This window comes from Marinicauda salina, assembly GCF_003122085.1.
GTDB classification, from domain to species: Bacteria; Pseudomonadota; Alphaproteobacteria; order Caulobacterales; family Maricaulaceae; genus Maricicauda_A; species Maricicauda_A salina.
Genome location: NZ_QEXV01000003.1, coordinates 1 through 21,742, shown reverse-complemented (window position 1 = coordinate 21,742; position 21,742 = coordinate 1). Strand labels below are relative to the sequence as shown.

At 68.8% G+C, this 21,742-nt stretch carries 20 protein-coding genes; 11 read left to right on the top strand and 9 right to left on the bottom strand.

Features of this window, described 5'->3' with window-relative positions:
• Nucleotides 1–2: 2 nt before the first annotated feature.
• Both DDZ18_RS05635 and putP read right to left on the bottom strand, forming a co-directional pair.
• Complete coding sequence (locus tag DDZ18_RS05635; RefSeq protein ID WP_109252409.1) at nt 3–491, bottom strand: protease inhibitor I42 family protein; 489 nt, start codon at nt 489–491, stop codon at nt 3–5.
• 115 nt (nt 492–606) lie between these two features.
• Nucleotides 607–2,163 carry a sodium/proline symporter PutP gene (putP, locus tag DDZ18_RS05630; protein WP_109252408.1) on the bottom strand — a complete coding sequence of 519 codons (1,557 nt, stop codon included), beginning with the start codon at nt 2,161–2,163 and terminating at the stop codon, nt 607–609.
• Between the two features lie 195 nt (nt 2,164–2,358).
• Between putP and DDZ18_RS05625 the strand changes: the two genes are divergently transcribed.
• Genes DDZ18_RS05625 through DDZ18_RS05615 form a run of 3 tightly spaced genes read left to right on the top strand, consistent with a single transcriptional unit; the run spans nt 2,359 to nt 4,042 of the window.
• The gene (locus DDZ18_RS05625; protein ID WP_199241135.1) at nt 2,359–2,781 is read left to right on the top strand and encodes a DUF5602 domain-containing protein; all 423 of its coding nucleotides are present in this window, start codon (nt 2,359–2,361) and stop codon (nt 2,779–2,781) included.
• Nucleotides 2,778–3,302: a plastocyanin/azurin family copper-binding protein gene (locus DDZ18_RS05620; protein WP_109252407.1), complete on the top strand. Its 525-nt coding sequence runs from the start codon at nt 2,778–2,780 to the stop codon at nt 3,300–3,302. Before DDZ18_RS05625 ends, DDZ18_RS05620 begins: the two co-directional genes overlap by 4 nt.
• Nucleotides 3,303–3,319: 17 nt before the next feature.
• Nucleotides 3,320–4,042: an RNA polymerase sigma factor gene (locus tag DDZ18_RS05615; RefSeq protein WP_109252406.1), complete on the top strand. Its 723-nt coding sequence runs from the start codon at nt 3,320–3,322 to the stop codon at nt 4,040–4,042.
• Here the strand turns inward: DDZ18_RS05615 and DDZ18_RS05610 are convergent.
• Nucleotides 4,039–5,181 (bottom strand): DmpA family aminopeptidase, encoded by a 1,143-nt coding sequence (locus tag DDZ18_RS05610; RefSeq protein ID WP_109253058.1) that lies wholly within the window; start codon nt 5,179–5,181, stop codon nt 4,039–4,041. The genes DDZ18_RS05615 and DDZ18_RS05610 overlap by 4 nt on opposite strands.
• Nucleotides 5,182–5,223: 42 nt before the next feature.
• Entirely contained in the window at nt 5,224–5,487 is a 264-nt protein-coding gene (locus DDZ18_RS13870) for a hypothetical protein (protein WP_158272080.1), read from the bottom strand.
• 31 nt (nt 5,488–5,518) lie between these two features.
• On the opposite strand from DDZ18_RS13870, the gene DDZ18_RS05605 reads away from it, so the two are divergent.
• From DDZ18_RS05605 to DDZ18_RS14085, 7 genes are all read left to right on the top strand, one after another.
• Nucleotides 5,519–6,199 (top strand): fumarylacetoacetate hydrolase family protein, encoded by a 681-nt coding sequence (locus DDZ18_RS05605; RefSeq protein ID WP_109252405.1) that lies wholly within the window; start codon nt 5,519–5,521, stop codon nt 6,197–6,199.
• Between the two features lie 73 nt (nt 6,200–6,272).
• Nucleotides 6,273–8,111 carry a M2 family metallopeptidase gene (locus DDZ18_RS05600; RefSeq protein WP_109252404.1) on the top strand — a complete coding sequence of 613 codons (1,839 nt, stop codon included), beginning with the start codon at nt 6,273–6,275 and terminating at the stop codon, nt 8,109–8,111.
• 109 nt (nt 8,112–8,220) lie between these two features.
• Nucleotides 8,221–9,069 carry a tryptophan 2,3-dioxygenase gene (gene kynA / locus DDZ18_RS05595; protein ID WP_109252403.1) on the top strand — a complete coding sequence of 283 codons (849 nt, stop codon included), beginning with the start codon at nt 8,221–8,223 and terminating at the stop codon, nt 9,067–9,069.
• Between the two features lie 31 nt (nt 9,070–9,100).
• Nucleotides 9,101–9,367: an Lrp/AsnC ligand binding domain-containing protein gene (locus DDZ18_RS05590; RefSeq protein ID WP_109252402.1), complete on the top strand. Its 267-nt coding sequence runs from the start codon at nt 9,101–9,103 to the stop codon at nt 9,365–9,367.
• Between the two features lie 9 nt (nt 9,368–9,376).
• Entirely contained in the window at nt 9,377–10,759 is a 1,383-nt protein-coding gene (locus tag DDZ18_RS05585) for an L-serine ammonia-lyase (RefSeq protein WP_109252401.1), read from the top strand.
• A 91-nt stretch (nt 10,760–10,850) separates the two neighbouring features.
• Nucleotides 10,851–11,354 carry a flavodoxin family protein gene (locus DDZ18_RS05580; RefSeq protein ID WP_109252400.1) on the top strand — a complete coding sequence of 168 codons (504 nt, stop codon included), beginning with the start codon at nt 10,851–10,853 and terminating at the stop codon, nt 11,352–11,354.
• 307 nt (nt 11,355–11,661) lie between these two features.
• A complete protein-coding gene (locus DDZ18_RS14085) occupies nt 11,662–12,471 on the top strand; it encodes a hypothetical protein (protein ID WP_233245722.1) in 810 nt (269 codons plus the stop codon).
• A 401-nt stretch (nt 12,472–12,872) separates the two neighbouring features.
• On the opposite strand, the gene DDZ18_RS05570 is transcribed toward DDZ18_RS14085, so the two are convergent.
• The 4 genes from DDZ18_RS05570 to DDZ18_RS05555 all read right to left on the bottom strand — a co-directional run bounded on the left by DDZ18_RS05570 (nt 12,873) and on the right by DDZ18_RS05555 (nt 16,563).
• Nucleotides 12,873–13,520, bottom strand: coding sequence for a CoA transferase subunit B (locus DDZ18_RS05570; RefSeq protein WP_109252399.1), 648 nt, complete (start codon nt 13,518–13,520; stop codon nt 12,873–12,875).
• A 23-nt stretch (nt 13,521–13,543) separates the two neighbouring features.
• The gene (locus DDZ18_RS05565; protein ID WP_109252398.1) at nt 13,544–14,236 is read right to left on the bottom strand and encodes a CoA transferase subunit A; all 693 of its coding nucleotides are present in this window, start codon (nt 14,234–14,236) and stop codon (nt 13,544–13,546) included.
• Between the two features lie 116 nt (nt 14,237–14,352).
• Complete coding sequence (locus DDZ18_RS05560) at nt 14,353–15,261, bottom strand: YihY/virulence factor BrkB family protein (RefSeq protein WP_109252397.1); 909 nt, start codon at nt 15,259–15,261, stop codon at nt 14,353–14,355.
• 165 nt (nt 15,262–15,426) lie between these two features.
• Nucleotides 15,427–16,563 (bottom strand): CaiB/BaiF CoA transferase family protein, encoded by a 1,137-nt coding sequence (locus tag DDZ18_RS05555; protein WP_109252396.1) that lies wholly within the window; start codon nt 16,561–16,563, stop codon nt 15,427–15,429.
• Nucleotides 16,564–16,669: 106 nt separating this feature from the next.
• Between DDZ18_RS05555 and DDZ18_RS05550 the strand changes: the two genes are divergently transcribed.
• The gene (locus tag DDZ18_RS05550; protein WP_109252395.1) at nt 16,670–17,935 is read left to right on the top strand and encodes a diguanylate cyclase domain-containing protein; all 1,266 of its coding nucleotides are present in this window, start codon (nt 16,670–16,672) and stop codon (nt 17,933–17,935) included.
• Here DDZ18_RS05550 and mfd read toward each other — a convergent pair.
• The gene (mfd, locus tag DDZ18_RS05545; protein ID WP_109252394.1) at nt 17,932–21,426 is read right to left on the bottom strand and encodes a transcription-repair coupling factor; all 3,495 of its coding nucleotides are present in this window, start codon (nt 21,424–21,426) and stop codon (nt 17,932–17,934) included. The two genes, DDZ18_RS05550 and mfd, sit on opposite strands and share 4 nt — an antisense overlap.
• Between the last annotated feature and the right edge of the window lie 316 nt (nt 21,427–21,742).

Below are 21,742 nucleotides of genomic sequence, written 5' to 3'. Positions count from 1 at the left end.
CCTCAGTCTTCGATTTCGATGTGGAGCGAGAAGGTTCGCAGCGGCTCGACGCCGGCCTCCCAGGGCCGGCGATAGACCATGCGAAGCTCGGCGGTTCCGGGCTCGACGGCGCGAAAGCGGAAGACGTGGGATTCCTCCGCCCCCGGGGCGGCTTCGGCCGGTCCTTCGAGTTCGTCGCTCAGGAGTGCGAGTTCGGGCGGGGCCGGCTCGCTCACCGTCCAGCCGTAGCCCGTGCCCGGCGTAGCGCGCAGTCGCACCTGAAACACCGCGCCGGTCGATAGCTCCACACGGCGCCCGTCATCGGTTTCGGAGAAGGCGTGGACCGTCCCGGCGCCCGGCGTCCCGGCCGTCTGCTCGCCCGGCGCCGCACACGCGGTCGAGACCGCAGCCCCTGCGAGAATGAAGGCGGAAGCAAGCCGGACCCGCGAAATCCGCACCCGTCCGCCGAAGCGACGGTCGAATCCGCATCCGTATTCGCGCGGCGCGTGCATGCGATGCGACGCCTCTGCAGCGCAGTCGGGTCGGATCACGATTGGAGCGGGTGCGCGCTACCGCGCACGTCCCCTCACGCTCCGATGCCTGTATTAACTATCAGAAAGGCGCGCCCTACGTAACCGGGCCGGTTTCGGCGCCCGCCTTCCCCGCCCGTTCGGGCGCGCGTTCGCCGAGGGCTTCGGCCTTCACGCGCTCCATCTCGTCGAATGTCGCGATGACGCTCTCGCGCGGCGGCGGACCGAGACGCGAGACCACGACGACCACAGCCAGGCAGATCGCGAAACCGGGCACGATCTCGTAGAGGACCGCGCTGAGTTCGCGGCCGTCGATCGTGATCGGCGCGTAGATCCAGAACAGCACCGTCACCGCGCCGGCGATCATGCCGGCCAGCGCGCCCGCGCGCGTCATGCCCCGCCAGAACAGCGACAGGATCACGACCGGCCCGAACGCCGCGCCGAAGCCCGCCCAGGCGTTGGACACCAGAGTGAGCACGTTGCTCTCGGGATTGTAGGCCAGCGCGATCGCCACGGCGGCGACGAGCAGGACCGAGATGCGCCCCACCATCACCAGCTCCTTCTGGCTGGCCGAGCGGCGCAGGAAGATCTTGTAGAAGTCCTCGGTGAGCGAGCTCGACGAGACCAGCAGCTGCGAGGAGATCGTCGACATGATCGCTGCGAGGATCGCCGCGAGCAGGAAGCCGCCGACCCACGGATTGAACAGCAGATCCGAGGACAGGACGATGAAGATGGTCTCGGGATCGTCGAGGCCGACGCCCATGCGCGTGACGTAGGCGAGCCCGACGATGCCGGTGGCGAGCGCGCCGACGAGCGTGACGAACATCCAGCTCATGCCGATATTGCGCGCCGCGGCGACGTCCTTCACCGAGCGGATCGCCATGAAGCGCACGATGATGTGGGGCTGGCCGAAATAGCCGAGCCCCCAGCTCATCGCCGAAACCACGCCGACCGCGCCGATGCCGCCGAACATGTCGAGCATGGTCGGGTCGATCTCGCGGACGGTCTCGGCCGCCGCCGCGGCGCCGCCGACCTCGGAGAGCGCCACGATCGGCACCGTCACCAGGGCGACGAACATGATGCAGCCCTGGACGAAGTCGGTCATCGACACGGCCATGAAGCCGCCGAACAGCGTATAGGCGACGACGACGCCGGCGGTGATGTAGAGGCCGAGCTGGTAGTTCATCCCGAAGGCGCTGTCGAACAGCTTGCCGCCGGCGACGACGCCGGAGCTGGTGTAGAGTGTGAAGAAGATGACGATGACGACCGAGGAGATGACGCGCAGCAGGCGCGAATTGTCCTCGAAGCGCTTCTCGAAGAAGTCCGGGATGGTGATCGCGTCGCGGGCGACCTCAGTGTAGACGCGCAGGCGCGGCGCGACGAGGAGATAGTTCGCCAGCGCGCCCAGCAGCAGGCCGATCGCGATCCAGCTCGCCGAGAAGCCCGAGACGTACATCGCGCCGGGCAGGCCGAGCAGCATCCAGCCGCTCATGTCGGACGCGCCCGCCGACAGCGACGTCACCGCCGGGCCGAGCTTGCGTCCTCCGAGCATGTAGCCGGACACGTCGCTCGTGGACTCGCGATAGGAATAGAGCCCGATCGCGAGCATCCCGATGAAATAGACGGCGAGTGCGACGCCGGTCCCGATCGCCATTCAGTGGTCCTCGTCGGCTGCAAAGCGCTTGGGCATAGACGGGGCGGCGTCGAAGGGCAAGCCGGGGCGCCTCCGCGTCCAGCGGCGATCCGTTCGAACTCTCCCGGGAACCTCAACCCGCGATCCGCGTCCAAAGGACCGATCCGGCGTTCGCGCCGGCAATCGAGTTTCAACCGAAGACACGGAGACCCGTTCATGAAAATGATCCTTTTCGGAGGCCTTGTCGCCGCGCTGGCGCTGGGCGCAAGCGCGCACGCCGATGACGGCGAGGTCGGCCAGGCGCCGCCGCCCGCCCACTTCGCCGCGGTGAGCGAGCTGACCCCCCTGCCCGACTTCCTGCCGGGCATGGGGCGGCTCTTCGTCGACCCGGCGACGCTGCCGGCCGGGCCGTTCCTCGCCTATGACCGCGAGGGCGCGCTGGTGAGCACGATCTACATGATCCCGCTGAGCCGCCTCGGTCCCGATGCGGCCGGCTTCGACGATCTCGCGACGCCCGAGGCGGATGTCGACCACGTCGACGTGGTCTACAACGCCGGCCATCCGGGCGTGGACGAGCCGCACGCCCATGTCGTGCTGTGGCACGTGAGCGTCGCCGGCGAAGCCCGGGTCGCCGAATGACCCCGACGCGACGCCTTCTTCTGCAAGCGGGCGGGACGGCGATCGCCGTCCCGCTCCTCCCGCTCGGCCGCGCGCGCGGCCAGGAAGCGGTGTTCGACATCGTCATGGGCGGACGCGGCGGGGGCGCGCAGGTCTGGTTCGATCCGGTTGGCGTGCTGATCGCGCCGGGAACGCGCGTGCGCTGGACCAATCTCGACCGGGCGAACGTGCACACGGCGACCGCCTATCACCCGGACAATTTCGGCAAGCCCGCGCGCATCCCCGTCGACGCCGCGCCGTTCGACTCCGGCTATCTCGCGCCGGGCGAGACCTTCGAGACGATCCTGACCGCGGAGGGCGTGTACGATTACTACTGCATTCCCCACGAGGCGGCCGGCATGGCGGGACGCATCCTCGTAGGGACGTGCGACGATGCCGGGTTCGACGCTCCGGCGGACGGCCGCATCCCGCGAGCGGTCGCCGACGCCCTGCCCGCCATCGATGCGATCCGGGCGTCCGGCGTCGTGCGCCCGGCCGGCTGAGGCGGATGGAGAGAGCCATGCGAGCTGATCCGGAAAATCGCGCCCCGGCGTCGCAGCCGCAGGCGGCGACGTCGACGGCGGATGAAACCGATCTCGTGAGACGGGCGCGAAACGGCGACGAGGCCGCCGTCCGGGAGATCATCCGGCGCAACAATCAACGCCTCTTCAGAGCGGCCCGCGGCCTGCTCGACAGCGATCACGAGGCCGAGGACGTCGTCCAGGAAGCCTATGTGAAGGCTTTCACCCGGCTCGACGGATTCGACGGGCGGGCGGCGCTTTCGACGTGGCTGACGCGGATCGCGGTCAACGCGGCGCTCAGCCGTCTGCGGAAACGGCGGCCCACCGCGGATCTCGAGGCGATCGACATGCACGCCAATCAGAACGGAGGACAGATCCTGCCCTTCCCGTCGAATCCGCCCGATCCGGAAGCGAGCGCGGCGCGCGCAGAGGCGCGGCGCTTCATCGAGCAGGCCCTCAACGGTCTGCCGGCCGCCTTCCGGCTCGTCTTCATCCTGCGCGACGTCCAGGGGCTGACGACCGAAGAAGCCGCCGAGGCGATGGGCGTCAAGCCGCAGACGGTCAAGACGCGCCTGTTCCGGGCGCGACGCCTGATCCGCGAGGCGATCGACGGCTCGCTGGAGGCCGGCTTCTCCGGCCTTTATCCCTTCGACGGCGCGCGGTGCGCGAACTTGGCCGACCGCGTCGTCGCGGCTTTGCGGACCGAGGGGCGTCTGTCCTAGTCGCGTTCCGCGATCATCGCGCGGACCGCGTCGACGGGCAGCGCCTCGACCGTGCGGGTTTCTCCGTCCGGGCCTTCGTAGCGGGCGGTCTCGGCCATCAGCAGGGAGTTGTAGATCGCCTCCTCGGTGGTTTCGATGACGGCCTGGAAGAGCGGCGACATCGCGCTGTTGGACAGCTCGGCGATTTCCGCCTCGCCGCTGCGGCGCTCGGGCGTGCGGCGCACGGACTCCGCCGTCGAAAACGCGATGACGTAATCGCCCGACCCGTTGGTCATCGACGCGCCGGTTCGCGCCAGCCCCGCCAGCGCGCGGCGGGCCAGCCGCGTGAGATTGCGGTCGGACAGCGGGGCGTCGGTCGCCACCACGATCATGATCGAGCCGTCGGCGCGATCGTCGGCGACGTGGTCGTCGAGATAGAACTGTCCGAGACGCTCGCCGACCGGCAGGCCGTCCATCGTCAGCACGCCGCCGAAATTGGTCTGGACGAGCACGCCGATCGTGTGGCCGCCAAGGCTTTCGGGCAGCGCCCGCGAACTGGTTCCGATCCCGCCCTTCCAGCCGAAGGCGACGGTCCCGGCGCCGGCCCCGACGGCGCCTTCGGCGACCGGTCCGCCGCTCGCGGTCTCGATCGCCTCGACGGCGTGGGCCGGCGTGACGACGCGGGCGCGGATGTCGTTGAGGCGGGCGTCGTTGGTTTCGCCGACGACCATGTTCACCGAGCGGATGTCCTCGTGGCCCGGCCGGGCCAGCGTCCAGTCGAGGATGCCGTCGGCCGCGCGCGGGACGGCCATCGTGTTGGTGAGCAGGATCGGCGTCTCGATCTCGCCGAGCTCGGCGATCTGGCTGGAGCCCATCAGCTTGCCGTAGCCGTTGCCGACGACGACGCCGGCGGGAACCTTGTCGGCGTAGAGATCGCCGCCGTGGGGCAGGATGGCCGTCACACCGGTGCGGATCGCGGGCGGCTCGATCAGCGTGACATGGCCGACGCGCACGCCGGCGACATCGGTGATCGCGTTGAGCGATCCGGGCTCCAGCACGCCGGGCGCGACGCCGATATCGCGGGCGCGGACCTGCGCGTCCGCCGGAGTTGAGGCCATCAGGAGAACTCCTCCGATCAGGGCGGCGATGAGCTTCGGCATCGGCATGGCGCTCCTTATTGCGCGAGGCGCCGGGGCGGCGGATCAGCCGTCGAACAGGCCGAGAAAACCGTTTCCGGTCAGCTCGAGCGCCGCCAGCGCGATGATCGCGGCGACGACGAACACCGCGGCGATCGCAATCGGCCCGAGACCGCCGCGCTTGCGGAAGATCGGCGACTGCCGCCTGCGAAACCTCGCGCCCATTCGCTCCGCGCTCCCCGCGCCGCTCGACCGGTCTGGACGATAGAAGCTGCGCACGCAGCGCGGCAAGGCGCAGGACGCGTTTGTCTCCGGCGGCGCGACGCGCAAGAGTGCGCGCCGCTCCAGCCAGGGAGGCCTCATGAGCCGCTATGTCATCGATCCTCCGCCCGTCGTCGCGATCCCCGTGGAAGGCGGCGGCGCCTTCCCTGTGCGCCGGATCTACTGCGTCGGCCGGAATTATGCCGATCACGCGCGCGAGATGGGCGGCGATCCGGACCGCGAGGCGCCGTTCTTCTTTTCCAAGCCGCGCGACGCGGCTGTTTGCGCCGACGAGATCCCCTACCCGCCGGCGACGCGTGATCTCCATCACGAGGTCGAACTCGTCTTGGCGCTGAAGTCGGGCGGCGCGGACATTCCCGTCGAACAGGCGATGGCGCATGTCTATGGCGCAGCGGTCGGCGTCGACCTGACGCGCCGGGATCTGCAGGCCCAGGCGAAAAAAGCCGGGCGCCCCTGGACCACCGCGAAAGGCTTCGACGGCTCCGCGCCGATGGGGCCGATCCGGCCCGGGGCGGTTCCCGAGCGCGGGGAGGTCACGCTCTCCGTCGACGGCGAGACCCGCCAGGCCGGCGATCTCGACCAGATGGTCTGGCGATCGGGCGAGATCATTGCGCATCTCTCGCGCCTGTTCCGGTTGGAGGCCGGCGACCTCGTCTTCACCGGCACGCCCGCGGGCGTCGGCGCGGTGGAGGCGGGTCAGAAAATCGAGGCGCGCATCGCCGATCTGCCGCCGCTCGCGTTCACGCTCTCTGCGCGGTGATGTTGCGCCGCACGATTGACCTTCCCGGACCCAGCGGCTTCCCTCGCGCCACCGCTTTCAGGAGGGATGGGCGATGAAGACGATGTGGCTATGCGGCGCGGCGATCTCCGCGCTCGCGCTTGCGGCGTGCGATGCGTACGCCCCGGACGCCGGAGGCGAGAGCGAAGCCGCTTCCGCCGAAGCCGCCGCGCCGACGCAGGAGGACGCCGCGGCGTTTCTCGAGCGCGCCGAGGCCGAACTCGCCGAGACCAGCGAATACGCCGCGCGCGTCTACTGGGTGCAGAACACCTACATCAATCACGACACCAACTGGCTGGCCTCGCGCGCCGGCGCGGAGTCGACCGAGCTGTCAGTGCGCCTGGCCGAGGAGGCCGCCGAGTACGCCGATCTCGACCTGCCCCAGGAGATGCAGCGCAAGCTGAACATGCTGCGCTCGGGGATCACGATCCCGGCGCCGGCCGACACCGAGATCGTCGAGGAGCTCTCCGAGATCACCACCCGGCTGGAGTCGACCTACTCGACGGGAACCTTCGAGATCGACGGCGAGGGGCTCACGCTCAACGAGCTGTCCAACATTATCGAGAACTCGCGCGATCGCGAGGAGCTGCGCGAGGTCTGGGAGGGCTGGCGCACGGTCTCGCCGGTGATGGCCGAGGACTATGCGCGCATGGTCGAGATCGCCAATGACGGCGCGAACCATCTCGGCTTCGACAATCTCGCCCAGATGTGGCTGTCGAACTACGACATGCCCGCCGACGAGATGGAGGCCGAGGTCGAGCGCCTGTGGGGCCAGGTCGAGCCGCTCTACGAACAGCTCCACTGCGCCGTCCGCGCCGAGCTCAACGAAGAGTACGGCGACGCCGTCCAGCCCGCCGACGGGCCGATCCGCGCCGACCTGCTGGGCAATATGTGGGCCCAGCAATGGTCCAACATCTACCCGCTCGTCGGGCCCGAGGACTCCGATCCGGGCTATGACCTCACGACCATCCTCAACGAGCAGGGCTATGACGCCCGCCGGATGGTGGAGACCGGCGAGGCCTTCTTCTCCTCGCTGGGCTTCGAGCCGCTGCCGGACACGTTCTGGGAGCGCTCGCTGATCACCGAGCCCGAGGACCGCGACGTCGTGTGCCATCCGTCGGCGTGGAATCTCGACAATGTCGACGACATCCGCATCAAGATGTGCACCGAGATCAACGCCGAGGATTTCCAGACGGTGCACCACGAGCTGGGGCACAACTACTACCAGCGCGCCTATAACGAGCAGGACTTCCTGTTCCGCACCGGCGCCCATGACGGCTTCCACGAGGCGATCGGCGATTTCGTGGGCCTGTCGATCACGCCGGAGTATCTGCGCCAGATCGGGCTCATCGACGAGGTTCCGCCCGCCGACGCCGATCTCGGCATCCTGATGAACCAGGCGCTCGACAAGATCGCCTTCCTGCCCTTCGGCCTGATGGTCGACAAGTGGCGCTGGAGCGTGTTCCGCGGCGAGACCACGCCCGAGAACTACAACGAGGCGTGGTGGGAGCTGCGCACCCGCTACCAGGGCGTCGCCCCGCCGGGGCCGCGTCCCGACGACGCCTTCGATCCGGGCGCGAAGTACCACATCCCGGGCAACACGCCCTATCTGCGCTACTTCCTGAGCTTCATCATGCAGTTCCAGTTCCACCAGGCCGCCTGCGAGATGGCCGGGTGGGAAGGCCCGCTGCATCGCTGCTCGATCTACGGAAACGAGGAAGTCGGCGAGCGCTTCAACGCCATGCTCGAGGCCGGTGCGTCCGAGCCCTGGCCGGACGTGCTCGAGCGCTTCACGGGCACGCGCGAAATGGACGGCTCGGCGATCATCGCCTATTTCGAGCCGCTCATGGATCATCTCGAGGAAGCCAACGCCGACCGCGAATGCGGCTGGTGATGGCCCGCCTCGTTGCGATCGCGGAAGGGCGGCCGGCGACGGCCGCCCTTTTCGCTTCGGCTTGCCGGAACGCCCCCGCCCGGATAGACCGCCGCGAAAGGGAGTGCGCATGAGCGACCGGTTCAAGACTTCCGTCGATCTCGCCGGCGAGGACATCCACTGGGATCCCGACGCGGGGCTGACCTACGGCTCCTATCTCAAGCTCGACGCTGTGCTGTCGGCGCAATCGCCTCTAACCGACGAGCACGACGAGATGATGTTCATCATCATCCACCAGGCCTCCGAGCTGTGGCTCAAGCTCTGCCTGCACGAGCTCGACGCCGCGATCGCGCACGTCGCGCGGGACGAGACCCGCCCGGCGATGAAGATGCTCGCGCGGATCGCGCGCATCCAGGAGCAGCTCACCCAGTCCTGGGCCGTGCTGGCGACGATGACGCCGTCGGATTACCTGAAATTCCGCGACGCGCTCGGCCAGAGTTCGGGCTTCCAGAGCTGGCAGTACCGCATGCTGGAATACCGGCTCGGCAACAAGAACGCCGCGCTCGCCCGCGTCCACAAGGGCGATCCCGACGCCCACGCCCGGGTTCTCGAGGCGCTGAACGCGCCGAGCCTCTATGACGAGACGCTGCGCTTCGCCGCCCGCCAGGGGCTCGCCATTCCCGAGGCCGCGCTCGAGCGCGACTGGTCGGAGGCCTACGAGGCCAGCGACGCCGTCGAGGCGGCGTGGAAACAGGTCTATCTCGACACCGAGCGCTGGTGGGAGCTCTACGAATTCGCCGAGAAGCTCGTCGACCTGGAACAGAAGTTCCAGCAATGGCGCTTCAACCACATGAAGACGGTCGAGCGCATTATCGGTTTCCGGCGCGGCACCGGCGGATCGGGCGGCGTCTCCTACCTGGTCAAGGCGCTGGATCTGCGCCTTTTCCCGGAACTCTGGACGGTGCGCACGCAGCTCTAGGCGCGGGCGCGAAACACGAAGCGGGGTCGCGATGCGGCAGTTCTACATCTTCATCAAGTGCGAGCTCGGGCGGACCTACGAGGTCGCCTCCCAGATCGTCGACGAGGTCGCCGAGACCCGGCAGGTTCACTCGGTCTCGGGCGCGTTCGACCTGCTGGCCCAGTTCGCCGTCGAGGCCGAGGCCGATATCGGGCGCTTCGTGAACCGGAAGATCCAGACCATCCCCGGGGTCAAGGACACCCAGACCATCATCTGCTTCAACGCGTTCACCGCCGACCGGGGGCTCGGCGAGGACTAGGGCCGCCTCATGCATTTCGGCGTCTTCGACCTGTTCAAGATCGGCGTCGGGCCGTCGAGCTCCCACACGGTGGGGCCGATGAAGGCCGCGCGGATATTTCTCGAGCGCGTCGAGGCTGACGGCGCGCTCGACCGCGTCGCCCGCGTGCAGGCCGAGGCCTACGGCTCGCTGGCGCTGACAGGCTCGGGCCACGCCACCGACAAGGCGATCCTGTGGGGGCTGGAGGGCGTCGCGCCGGAAGACGCCGATCCCGACGCCCTGCCCGGCATGATCGAGCGCATCGGCGCGGAGAAGACGATCCGGCTGCTCGGCGGGCGCGAGATCGCCTTCGACCGCGAGCAGGATTTGCTGTTCAAGGGCGAAACCCGCCTGCCCTTCCATTCGAACGCCATGAAATTCCGCGTGTTCGATGAGGAAGGTGAAGTGCTGCGCGAGGAAATCTGGTACTCGATCGGCGGCGGCTTCGTCATCGACGAGGCCGAGGCCGGGCGCAATTCGGCCGCCGAGGCGCTGACCGGCGAGCCCTATCCCTTCGACACCTGCGACGAGCTGCTGGCGATCTGCGACCGCGAGGGCCTGACCATCCCCGAGGTCATGATGGCCAACGAGACGGCTTTCCGTTCGGAGGACGAGGTCCGCGGCCGCATCGCCGGGATCGCCGCGGCGATGGAGGACTGCATCGAGCGCGGCACGCGCGTCGACGGGATCCTGCCCGGCGGGCTCGAGGTCAGGCGCCGCGCCCCGGGCATGCGCCGCCGGCTGATGGAGGACGCTTCGAAGGCCGAGAGCGATCCGCTCGCCGCCATGGAGTGGGTCAATCTCTGGGCGATGGCGGTCAACGAGGAGAACGCCGCGGGCGGCAAGGTGGTCACCGCGCCGACCAACGGCGCGGCGGGCATCATCCCCGCGGTGGCGCGGTATTTCGATCGCCACCACCGCAAGACCGACGATCACGACGCCATGGCGCGTTTCTTCCTGACCGCCTCGGCGATCGGCGCGCTCTACAAGCTCAACGCCTCGATCTCCGGCGCCGAGGCCGGCTGCCAGGGCGAGGTCGGCGTGGCGTGTTCGATGGCCGCGGGCGGGCTCGCCGCCGCGCTCGGCGGCTCCAACCGCCAGATCGAGAACGCCGCCGAGATCGGCATGGAGCACAATCTCGGGCTCACCTGCGATCCCGTCGGCGGCCTGGTCCAGATCCCCTGCATCGAACGCAACGCCATCGGCGCGATCAAGGCGATCAATGCGGCCCGCCTCGCAATGATCGGATCGGCCGAATACAAGGTCCGCCTCGACCAGGTGATCGAGACGATGTGGCAGACCGCCAAGGACATGTCCGACAAGTACAAGGAGACCTCGACCGGGGGTCTCGCGGTCAACGTCCCTTACTGTTGAGGCGCGCGCCCTAGCGATTCTACGAGGGGTTCTGTCACGCGCCCGGCCGCAGGCGTAGGATGGGGCAATTCCCCACGCGGAGCGTGCGGCCATGAAGACCCTGATCGTCTACTATTCGCGCACCGGCACGACGAAACGCGTCGTCGAAGCGCTCGCGCGGGCCATCCGGGCCGACACCGCCGAGATCCGTTGCGAGGCCTACCGGCCGGGCGTTCTCCGCCTGATCAAGGCGGTGATGGACGCCGGCCGCCGCAGGCCGTGCGCGCCGATCCATCCGCCGCACCTCGACTATGCGCCCTACGAGCGCGTCGTGATCGCCGCGCCGGTGTGGGCGGGCCGGCCCGCTTTGCCCCTTCAGGCCTGGCTCAAGAGCAAGCCGCACCTGCCCGGACGCGTCGTGCTGCTGGTGACGTTCGCCGGCGATCCGTCGCTCGACAAGGCCGAGGAGACCGTCGCGACGCTGATCGGCCGGCCCGTCGAGGCGAGCTTCTCGCTGGCGCAAAAGGACGCGAAGGGCGAACCGCTCGAGCGCGCCGTGGCCGCCTTCGTCGAGGAGCTGGCCGCCGACGAGCCGCCGCGCGCCGCGGCGGGTTAGGCGGCGAACCGACCTCCCCTCGTTATTCCCGCGAATGCGGGGATCCAGAGAGGACGGCCGGCGCCCTTCGGTCTCTGGATCCCCGACGGCCTTCGGCCTCGGGGATGACGATCTTTGTCACGTGGGAGCTGGGCGCGCCCGTGTGCTGCGATTCAAGGGCGAGTCCGTCATGGCCGGACGTGATCCGGTCATCGAGTCAGGCCCGATCTCTGGATCGCGGGGACGAGCCCGGTGATCCACGCACCTTGCTTTCATGCGTTTTCATCGAGAAAGTTCAGCATGTACCAACCAAGAGTTGGAGGGGCGCATGGAGTCTGAGCTCGTAAGACTGATCCTCGCAGTTCAGGCGGTGTTGAACTGGGATGCCGCGCCGCCTCCTGAGTATCCCGGCGCCTCCAGGCACATCGAGACGACAGTCTATCTGGAAGCGGCTGAGCCACAACTCTGGCGCGGCCATGCTGTCATGCTCGCCGACGATCTCGAAGGCTGGGTCCAGTATCTTCGCGACGATGGTGTGCAGGAGGTGAAGCTTGTCCGCTTCGGATACTGTGAAGCCGACGGTCTCAGCGGCCAGCTACGGATGCTGGAGGGCTTTGCAGGAGGCGGCGCCGAGTGGGCGGCCGAGATGCACAGTCCGGAAGACGTGACCTACTGGTCATCGCGCCTCGACCACTTTCCCGGCGCTTCGCACGAGGAGATCATTTTGCGCCAGGCCGTTTGGCGGTTCGACCCCGTAACTGAATGCCCGGCTGACTATGGCCCGGCAAATCTGGATACGGCCGCGGTCGCTCTCCGCGAAGCGCTTGTCGACATTATCGCCTATGCCCGGTCAGAGCCTGATCTCGATCTATCGCACTGGGTCGATGACTCCTTCCAGCCTGCGCTCGATATTCTTGGCGGCGCTCAAGAGGGTGAAATGTTCGAGGCGAATCTCGCTTGGAGTGAGCGCCGGGCGCTGCTGGAAGCCTCGACCATGGCTTGGGTGTTCGGGGGCATGGGAAGTTGGAACGATTTCTATCCGAGCGAGGAAAAGGCAGCTGAATACGAGCGCGTCTCGGAGGCGCTTTACCGCGCCATACAGGACGCCCAGCTTGCTGCCGTGAACGCGGAGATCTGACAGAGACAGCTGCCTCCGGCGGCGGGTTAGGCGGCGGGGCTCGCCTGTCCTCGTCATTCCCGCGAATGCGGGAACCCAGAGAGGACGGGCGGCGCCCTTCGGTCTCTGGATCCCCGACGGCCTTCGGCCTCGGGGGTGAGGATGGGGCGGGATGATAACGGAGCCTGCGCGCCGTCGCTGCGCGTCCGGTACATCTCTCTGTGCGCTTCCTGTCATCACCGGGCTCGTCCCGGTGATCCAATCCTGATGGCGGCGCCGAGTCCGACTGGATCGCCGAACCACCCGCTTTCGCGGGCGCAGGCAAGTCCGGCGATGACGGATTGAGGCGACAAACCTGCGGAGACGAAAACGGGCGCTCCGCCGGAGCGCCCGTTGTCAGGTAGAAGCGTATGCGAAAGCGCTTACGCGCCCACGCCCTCGGCGACCTTGAAGCTCGCCTCGGTCTTCTCGGTGATCTCGTCGAGCGTGACCTCAGGCGCGAGCTCCACCAGCACCAGCCCCTCCTCGGTCACGTCGAACACGCCCATCGTGGTGATGATGCGGTCGACGACCTGCGTGCCGGTGAGCGGCAGCGTGCACTCCTTGAGAAGCTTGGGCTCGCCCGCCTTGTTCGTGTGATCCATGATGGCGACGACGCGCTTGACGCCGGCGACGAGGTCCATCGCCCCGCCCATGCCCTTCACCATCTTGCCGGGGATCATCCAGTTGGCGATGTCGCCCTTTTCCGAGATCTCCATCGCGCCCAGGATCGACAGGTCGATATGCCCGCCGCGGATCATGGCGAAGCTGTCGGCGGAGCTGAAATAGCTCGTCTTCTTCAGCTCGGTGATGGTCTGCTTGCCCGCATTGATCAGGTCGGGGTCGACCTGCTCGTCCTCCGGGAACGGGCCCATGCCGAGCATGCCGTTCTCCGACTGGAGCGTGACGTCCATGTCGTCGGGGATGAAGTTCGCCACCAGCGTCGGGATGCCGATGCCGAGATTGACGTAGAAGCCGTCCTCGAGCTCCTCGGCGGCGCGTTCGGCGAGTTGTCCGCGTGTCCAGGCCATTTTGGTCCTCCTCGCTTCGGGCGTCAGCCGCGCGTCGTGCGCTGCTCGATGCGCTTTTCGTGATCGGCTTCGATGATGCGCTGAGTGAAGATCGCCGGGGTGTGGACGCAGTCGGGATCGAGATCGCCGACCTCGACGAGATGCTCGACCTCGGCGACGGTGGTCTTGCCGGCCGTGGCCATCATCGGATTGAAGTTCCGCGCCGTCTTCCGGTAGACGAGATTGCCCTCCGGGTCGCCCTTCCAGGCCTTCACGATGGACAGGTCGGCGACCAGGCCGGTCTCCATGATGTAGGTCTCGCCGTCGAACTTCTTGTGCTCCTTGCCCTCGGCGACGAGCGTGCCCACGCCGGTCTTGGTGTAGAAGCCGGGAATGCCCGCCCCGCCCGCGCGGATGCGCTCGGCGAGCGTGCCCTGCGGGTTGAATTCGAGCTCGAGTTCGCCGTTGAGGTACTGCGTCTCGAAGGTCTTGTTCTCGCCGACATAGGACGAGACCATCTTCTTGATCTGGCGGGTGTGCAGCAGCAGGCCGAGGCCGAAATCGTCGACGCCGGCGTTGTTCGAGATCACCGTGAGATCGGTCACCCCGCTGTCGCGGATCGCGATGATCAGGTTCTCCGGGATGCCGCACAGCCCGAAGCCGCCGGCCATGATGGTCATGCCGTCGAAGAGCAGGCCGTCGAGCGCGGCCGCCGCGTCGGGATAGACTTTCTTCAAGGCCGATCTCCCTCGCTGAGGATTTTCAACGCCCGTTGAATGGGCGCGCGTCGCCCGCCGTTATATCGCCTGTCGCAGTGAACGCCAGTGGGGGCGCCGGGAAAATTCGACGCGGATCAGGGCGGCGCGGTTTCGCCCCTGAGCTTGTCGATCTCCACGGCCAGCGCGCCGCCGAAAAAGACTGCGTAGGACGCCCAGTAGATCCACAGCAGGAACACGATGAGCGCGCCCAGCGATCCGTAGGCCGACGGGTTCACGATCGTCGAGACGTAGAAGGTGAAGCCGTTGGAGATCGCCAGCCACAGCCCCGTCGCGACGCTCGCCGAGATGAAGGACGCCGACCAGGAGGTCTCGCCCGCGCGCTGCATGAGATAGCGATAGAGCAGCATCAGCGCGACGATCATGGCGATGGTTGCGGTCGTCCACTCGTTGAAGACGAAGCGGATGTCGATCCCCTCCGCGCCGAGCCAGTCGAGGGCGGGCCGGACCAGGTTCGGCACGGCGAGGATGATCAGGTTCGAGGCGACGAGCAGCCCGCCGCCGGCGAGCACCAGCGCCATCGCCAGCAGGTTGAAGTGCAGGACATTGCGGAGATCGCCGCGGCCGGCGATCTGGTTCAGCCCCGCGATCAGCGCCTTGGCGCCGCGCCCCGCCGCGAACAGCAGGATGACGACGGCGATCGTGCTCTGCAGGCCGAGCGACAGCCTTGGCGCGCCGGCGATCTGGGAGAGCTGCGACTGCAGGAAGCCGTAGGCGGTCGGCGGCAGCACCTCGGCGACCTGCAGCGAGCTGAGCTGGTTGAGCGCGTCGTCGGCGGAGAACAGCAGGCCGTAGACCGACACGCCGACGAGGACGGCGGGAAACAGCGCCAGCAGCGCGAAGAAGGACGCCCCGCCGGCGAACAGCATCACCTCGCGCGCCATCATCCGGTTGATTGCGCGCACCGTCACGCGGATCGGCGCGACGCCCATGACCAGGTCGCGCGCCCGCCGCACTCGCACCAGTATCCGCTTGGTCCGCGTCATCGCCCGGTCCGTCTGCGCCGGGCCGAAAGCGCGTCGACGCCGCGTGCGGCGTCGACGCCTCCCGGAACGCGCCGGCATCTGGAGGGACTGACATACGGGTCGCCGGGGCGTTCGAAAAGCATCAAAACCCGCCGCGGCTGAACCGGGCTTGAACGCACAGGGCCCTCACCCGAACGCGCCGGCCTCGCGCAGCCGGGCGATGTCGGCGGCGGAGAAGCCCCAGTCGGCGAGCACGTCTTCGGTGTCCGCGCCGGGCTTCGGCGCCGGGCCCTGGATCGCGCCGGGCGTCTTCGAAAACCGCGGCGCGGGCGCGGCCTGGCTGACGCCGTCGATTTCGGCGAACACATCGCGCGCGGCCATGTGGGGATGGGCGCGCGCCTCGTCGGCGTCGAGCACCGGCGCGAAGCAGACATCCGTTCCCTCAAGGATTTCCGTCCATTCGTCGCGCGTCTTCGTCTTGAAGGCGCGCGCGAACGCTTCGCGCATGGCCGGCCAGCGGGCCTGGTCGTAGGGCTCGGCCATCGCCGGGTCGTCGGCGAGGCCGAGCTTGTCCAGCAGGAGCGCGTAGAACTGGCTCTCGAGCGGGCCGATGGCGACGAACTTCCCGTCGGCGCATTCGTAGCAGCCGTAGAAGGGCGCGCCGCCGTCGAGCAGGTTGGCGCCGCGCTCGTTCGACCACAGTCCGAGCGCGGCGAGCTGGTGGATCGCGCTCATCAGCGAGGCGGTCCCGTCGACGATGGCCGCGTCGACCACCTGGCCCTCGCCGGTCGCCTTCGCATGGTGAAGGCCCGCGAGCAGGCCGAGCGCCAGATAGAGCGATCCGCCGCCGAAATCGCCCACCAGGTTGAGCGGCGGGACGGGATGATCGGCGGGCCCGATCCCGTGCAGCGCGCCGGTGAGCGCGATGTAGTTGATGTCGTGGCCGGCGGCGTGGGCGAGCGGGCCGTGCTGGCCCCAGCCGGTCATCCGCCCGTAGACGAGCGCGGGATTGCGCTTCAGGCAGACGTCGGGGCCGAGCCCGAGGCGCTCCATGACGCCGGGGCGATAGCCTTCGATGAGCAGGTCGGCGGCCTCGATCAGCCTGAGGCAGGCCTCCACGCCTTCGGCCCGCTTGAGGTCGAAGCTGGCCGAGCGGCGCCCTCGGGCGAGCACCTCGGCCGCCCCGCCCCCGCCCGCGCCGGGCCGGTCGATCCGGATTACGTCCGCGCCGAGGTCCGACAGCAGCATGGCCGCGAAAGGCGCGGGTCCCAGCCCGACGAATTCGGCGGCTTTAACGCCGCGCAAAGGCCCGTGTGATTTCATGAAACAGCCGTCTGCATTGTCCCGCGCGCGAACGATTATCGAGGAATGGGTTGTGGCGCCGAATTTCCAAAGACACAATGATTCGAACCTGGCTCCTGGGGGGGATATGGGAAGAGCCGCCGATCTGCTGATCATCGGCGCCGGCGACGCCGCTGCGGAGATGGCGGCCGATCTCGCCGGCCTCGGTTTCTCGACGCATGTCTGCAACGGGGAAGCGCTGCAGCGCGCGCTCGAGCGCCAGCGTTTCGATGCGGCGGTCTCCCTGGAAGCGCCTTCTGTCGAGCTGCCCGAGCGGCTCACGCACATCGCCGTCGGCGATCACGATACGCCGGCCTCGGCCCGCCTCGTCGATCCCGCCCATCCGATCCAGATCGCCGCCCGCCTGCGCGCCGTGATGCGCCTGGACGTGCTCGAGGACACCGCGCAGGCCCGCGTGGCCGATGTCGAGGCCGCGGGGCTGACCCGCCTCGAAACTGGTCCCGGGCGGACAGAATCCACCCTGCTCTATATCGGCGGGCCGGACCCGGTCTTCATGCGCCTGAATGCGGCGATGGAGAACGCCGGCATCGAGGTGATCGCGGCGTTCACGACGTTCAACGCCTTCGACTATCTCCACGAACGGGCCTTCGACGCCGTCGTGGTCAACGCCGAGCCCGATCCCGACCTCGCCCACACCGTCTGTTCGGCGATGCGGCGCAACACCCGGCTCTACCATACGCCCGCGCTGCTGCTGACGAACAAGGAGCTATACCCGGCCGCCGACGAGGCCTTCGCTCGCGGCGCGTCCGATATCCTCCACGCCGACGCCGATCCCGAGGCGCTGTGCGAGCGGGTGGCGGCGCTGGCCGAGGAACGCCGCCGCCGGCGCCGCGCCAAGGCGACGCTCGAGACGTGCCGGCTCTCGGCCCTGCTCGACGAGTCTACCGGCCTGTTCGAACCGGGATTCGCGCGCCGGCATCTCGACACGCTGATCGCGCGCAATGAAGAGCGCAACGGATCGCTCGCGCTCGTGGCGCTGCGCGCGGCGACGCCCGTCGAGGCTGACGACGCGCACGCCGACAGCGCGCTCGTCCAGTTCGCCTCGATGCTGCGCCATTGCGTCCGCGCCGAGGATCTCGCCGTGCGCGCGGACCGCAACGCGTTCTACCTCGCGCTGCCGGCGACGGGCGCGGAGGAGGCCGAGACGGTCGCTGCGCGCGTCAGCGCCATCGCCGAATGCACGGCCTACGAGAGCGGCGATCCGCTCAAGCCGTTCCGGATCGACGTGCGCCGCGCCGTCGTCGAGCGCGACCGCAACGAGTGCGCTGACGCGCTCGTGCGCCGCGCCTTCGCCGCGATCGGCGACGGCGGCGTGAATCGCGCGACCGGTTAGGCGGCTTCCCTGCGCGAACGCGCCGCGGCGTCGGCGAGCGGGCCGAGCAGGCGCTGAACCCCTTTCAGCCGGCTGGCGACGTCCGGGAATTCGCCCCGCAGAACCATCGTGCTGTCGGGCCGGAGCTTGTAGTCGGCCGGCCGCTTGGTCACCAGCTCGACGAGCGCGGCGGGATCGGCGAAGGCGTTGTCGCGGAAGGTCGCCACCGCGCCTTTCGGCCCGGCGTCGAGCTTCTCGATCCCGGCCGTCTTGCACAGCGTCTTGATGGCGACGATCTGCATCAGGCTTTCGGCTTCCTCGGGGAGCGGGCCGAAGCGATCGATCAGCTCGGCGGCGAAGGCTTCGCGCTCTTCCTTCGTGTCCAGCTTCGAAAGCCGGCGGTAAAGCCCCATACGCACGTCGAGATCAGGAACATACTCCTCGGGAATGAGGACCGCCGCGCCGGTGTTGATCTGGGGGGACCAGTCGCGATCCTCCATCTCCCCGCCATCGCCGCGCAGGCTCGCGACTGCCTCTTCCAGCATCGACTGGTAGAGCTCCACGCCGACATCGCGGATATGACCCGACTGCTCCTCGCCCAGCAGATTGCCGCCGCCCCTGAGATCGAGATCGTGGCTGGCCAGCGTGAAACCCGCGCCCAGGCTGTCCAGCGATTGCAGCACCTTGAGCCGCTTCTCCGCGCCTTCGGTGATCTTCTGGTTGGCCGGCGTGGTGAGATAGGCGTAGGCGCGCGCCTTCGACCGCCCCACCCGGCCGCGCAGCTGGTAGAGCTGCGCCAGCCCGAAGCGGTCGGCGCGGTGGACGATGAGCGTGTTCGCCGTCGGGATGTCGATGCCGGATTCCACGATCGAGGTGCACAGCAGCACGTCGTACCGGCCCTCGTAGAAGGCCGTCATGATGTCCTCGAGCGGTCCGGCGGCCATCTGTCCGTGCGCGGTGACGAAGCTCACCTCGGGGACCTGCTCGCGCAGGAACGCGGCGGCCTCCTCGAGATCGGAGATGCGCGGCACGACGAAGAAGCTCTGCCCGCCGCGATAGCGCTCGCGCAAGAGCGCCTCGCGGATCGAGACCGGATCGAAGGGCGAGACGTAGGTCCTGACCGCCAGCCGGTCGACGGGCGGCGTGGCGATCAGCGAGAGATCCCGGATGCCCGACATCGCCAGCTGCAGCGTGCGCGGGATCGGCGTGGCGGTGAGCGTGAGCACGTGCACCTCGGCGCGCATCGCCTTGAGGCGCTCCTTGTGACGCACGCCGAAATGCTGCTCCTCGTCGACGACCATGAGGCCCAGATCCTTGAACTTGATCTGCTTGGCCAGCAGCGCGTGGGTGCCCACGACGATCTCGCAGGTTCCGTCGGCGATCTCCTTGCGGGTCTGGGCGGCGTCCTTCGACGGCACCAGGCGCGAGAGCTGGCGGATCTTCACCGGCCAGCCGCGGAAGCGTTCGACGAAGTTCTGGTAGTGCTGCCGCGCCAGCAGCGTGGTCGGCGTGATCACCGCGACCTGCTTGCCCGACATCGCCGTGATGAAGGCCGCGCGCAGCGCGACCTCGGTCTTGCCGAAGCCGACATCGCCGCAGATGAGCCGGTCCATCGGCCGGCCCTTCGCGAGATCCTCGAACACGTCCTCGATGGCCGAGAGCTGGTCGTCGGTCTCGGCGAAGGGAAAGCGCGCGGCGAACTCGTCATAAAGCCCGCTCGGCGGATCGATCCGTTCGGCTTGGCGGGCGTTCCTGGCCGCGGCGATCTTGATGAGCTCGTCGGCCATGTCGCGCAGGCGCTTCTTGGCCTTGGCCTTGCGCGCCTGCCAGGCCGCGCCGCCGAGCCGGTCGAGCTGGGCGGTCTCGGCGTCGGCGCCGTAGCGTGAGAGCAGCTCGATATTCTCCACCGGCAGGTAGAGCTTGGCTTCGCCGGCGTATTCGAGCTCGAGGCAGTCATGGGGCGCGTCCTGGACGGTCAGCGTCTTCAGCCCGCGATAGCGCGCGAGCCCGTGATCGGCGTGGACGACGAGATCGTTCGTCGACAGCGCGCCGGCCTCGGCGATGACGTCGGCGGCCTTGCGCTTCTTGCGCGGCCGGGCGAGCCGGTCGCCGAGAATGTCCTGCTCGGAGACGACGGCGAGGGTTTCCGTCTCGAAGCCGCGCTCGAGCGGCATGACGATGTTGGCGATGGTCTTCGCGGGAAGGCCGGTCGCGCTCGCCCAGTCCTCGGCGGACTGGATGGGCTGAAGGCCGTGCTCCGCGAGCACGCCGGCCATGCGCTCGCCGGAGCCTTCGCTCCAGCTCGCCAGCATCACCCGCTTGCCGGACTTGCGCAGCGCGGAGACGTGCGAGGCGGCGGCGTCGAACACGTTCTGGTCGGCCTGGCGCTCGGCGGCGAAGGTCCGGCCCTGGCGGCCGCCCATGTCGACGACGCCCTCGCCGGGCTCCTGGAACGCGGTGAAGCGCCGCCGGGGACGCGACTGCAGGATCGCGCCCCACTCGTCCTCGGTCAGGTAGAGCGCCTCGGGTTCGATGGCGCGATAGGCCGGCGCGGCGAGGTCTCCGGTCGCTCCGGACGGCGCGTCCTTGCGCGCCTGGTAATAGTCGGCGATCTGCTCGAGCCGGTCGGTCCGCGCGTCGTCGACCAGCGGATCGAGGCCGACGAGCGCGGTCTCGCCCACATAGTCGAACACGGTGTCCATGCGCTCGTGGAACAGCGGCAGCCAGTGCTCGGCGCCGACGGGCCGCGCCCCGGCGCTGACGCTGTCATAGATCGGATCGCCGGAGGCCCCGCCGCCGAAGCGCTTGAGGAAACCCGCGCGGAAGCGCGAGATCGCGTCCTCGTCGATCAGGATCTCGCTCACCGGCGTAAACAGGGCGTCCCTGAGCTGGCGCGTCGTGCGCTGCGTCTCCGGATCGAAGGCGCGCACCGATTCCAGCACGTCGCCGAAGAAGTCGAGGCGGACGGGCTCCCCGGCGTCGGCGGGCCAGACATCGACCACCCCGCCGCGGATGGCGTAGTCGCCGCGCTCGGTCACCGTCGGCGAGCGCGTATAGCCGTTGCGCGCGAGATGATCTTTCAAAACCTCGAGATCGAGGCTCGCGCCCGTCTTCGCGGAGAGCCCGCCTTCGGCCATCGCCTCGCGTGGCGCGCAGCGCTGGACCACCGCGTTGACGGTGGCGATGACGATGAGCGGCGCGGTCTCGTCCGCATCGCGCTCGGCCAGGCGATGCAGCGCCCCGGCCCGCCGCGCGGCCGTACGCGGGCTGGGCGAGATGCGGTCATAGGGCTGGCAGTCCCAGGCCGGCAGGCGCAGCCGCGCGATGTCCGGGGCGAAGAAGGCGCAGGCGGCTTCGAAGGCGATCGCCCGGCTCTCGTCGCGGGCGATGAAAAGCGCGGTTCCGCCGCGCGCGCGCACCGCGTCGCAGAAGATGAGCGCGTCATATCCTTCCGGCGCCCCGCACACGGTGAGCGCGCCCTCGGCTTTCGCGATCTGTTCGAGTTCGTTCACGGCCCGCGGCCCCTTCGTTCAAAATGCGTCGCGCCCGCGCGCCCGATTCGGCGGCGGGTGGTGAGGTTCTCTTCGGCCGGAACGCAGGCGCGCTGCAATCCGGCTATCCTGCAGCCTCCGGGTCCAGCCTGTCCCTGTCATGGCCGGACTCGGTCCGGCCATCCAGAGGCCGCGACTGCTCAGCCGCACCGCCCGTTTTCCTCCCCCGCTTGCGGGGGAGGTGTTCGGAGCGCAGCGACGAACGGAGGGGGCTGGCCGCCTTGGGGCCCGGCGGGGGGGGGGGCGCCGGCCGCCCCCCCCCCCGCGAGGCGGGGGG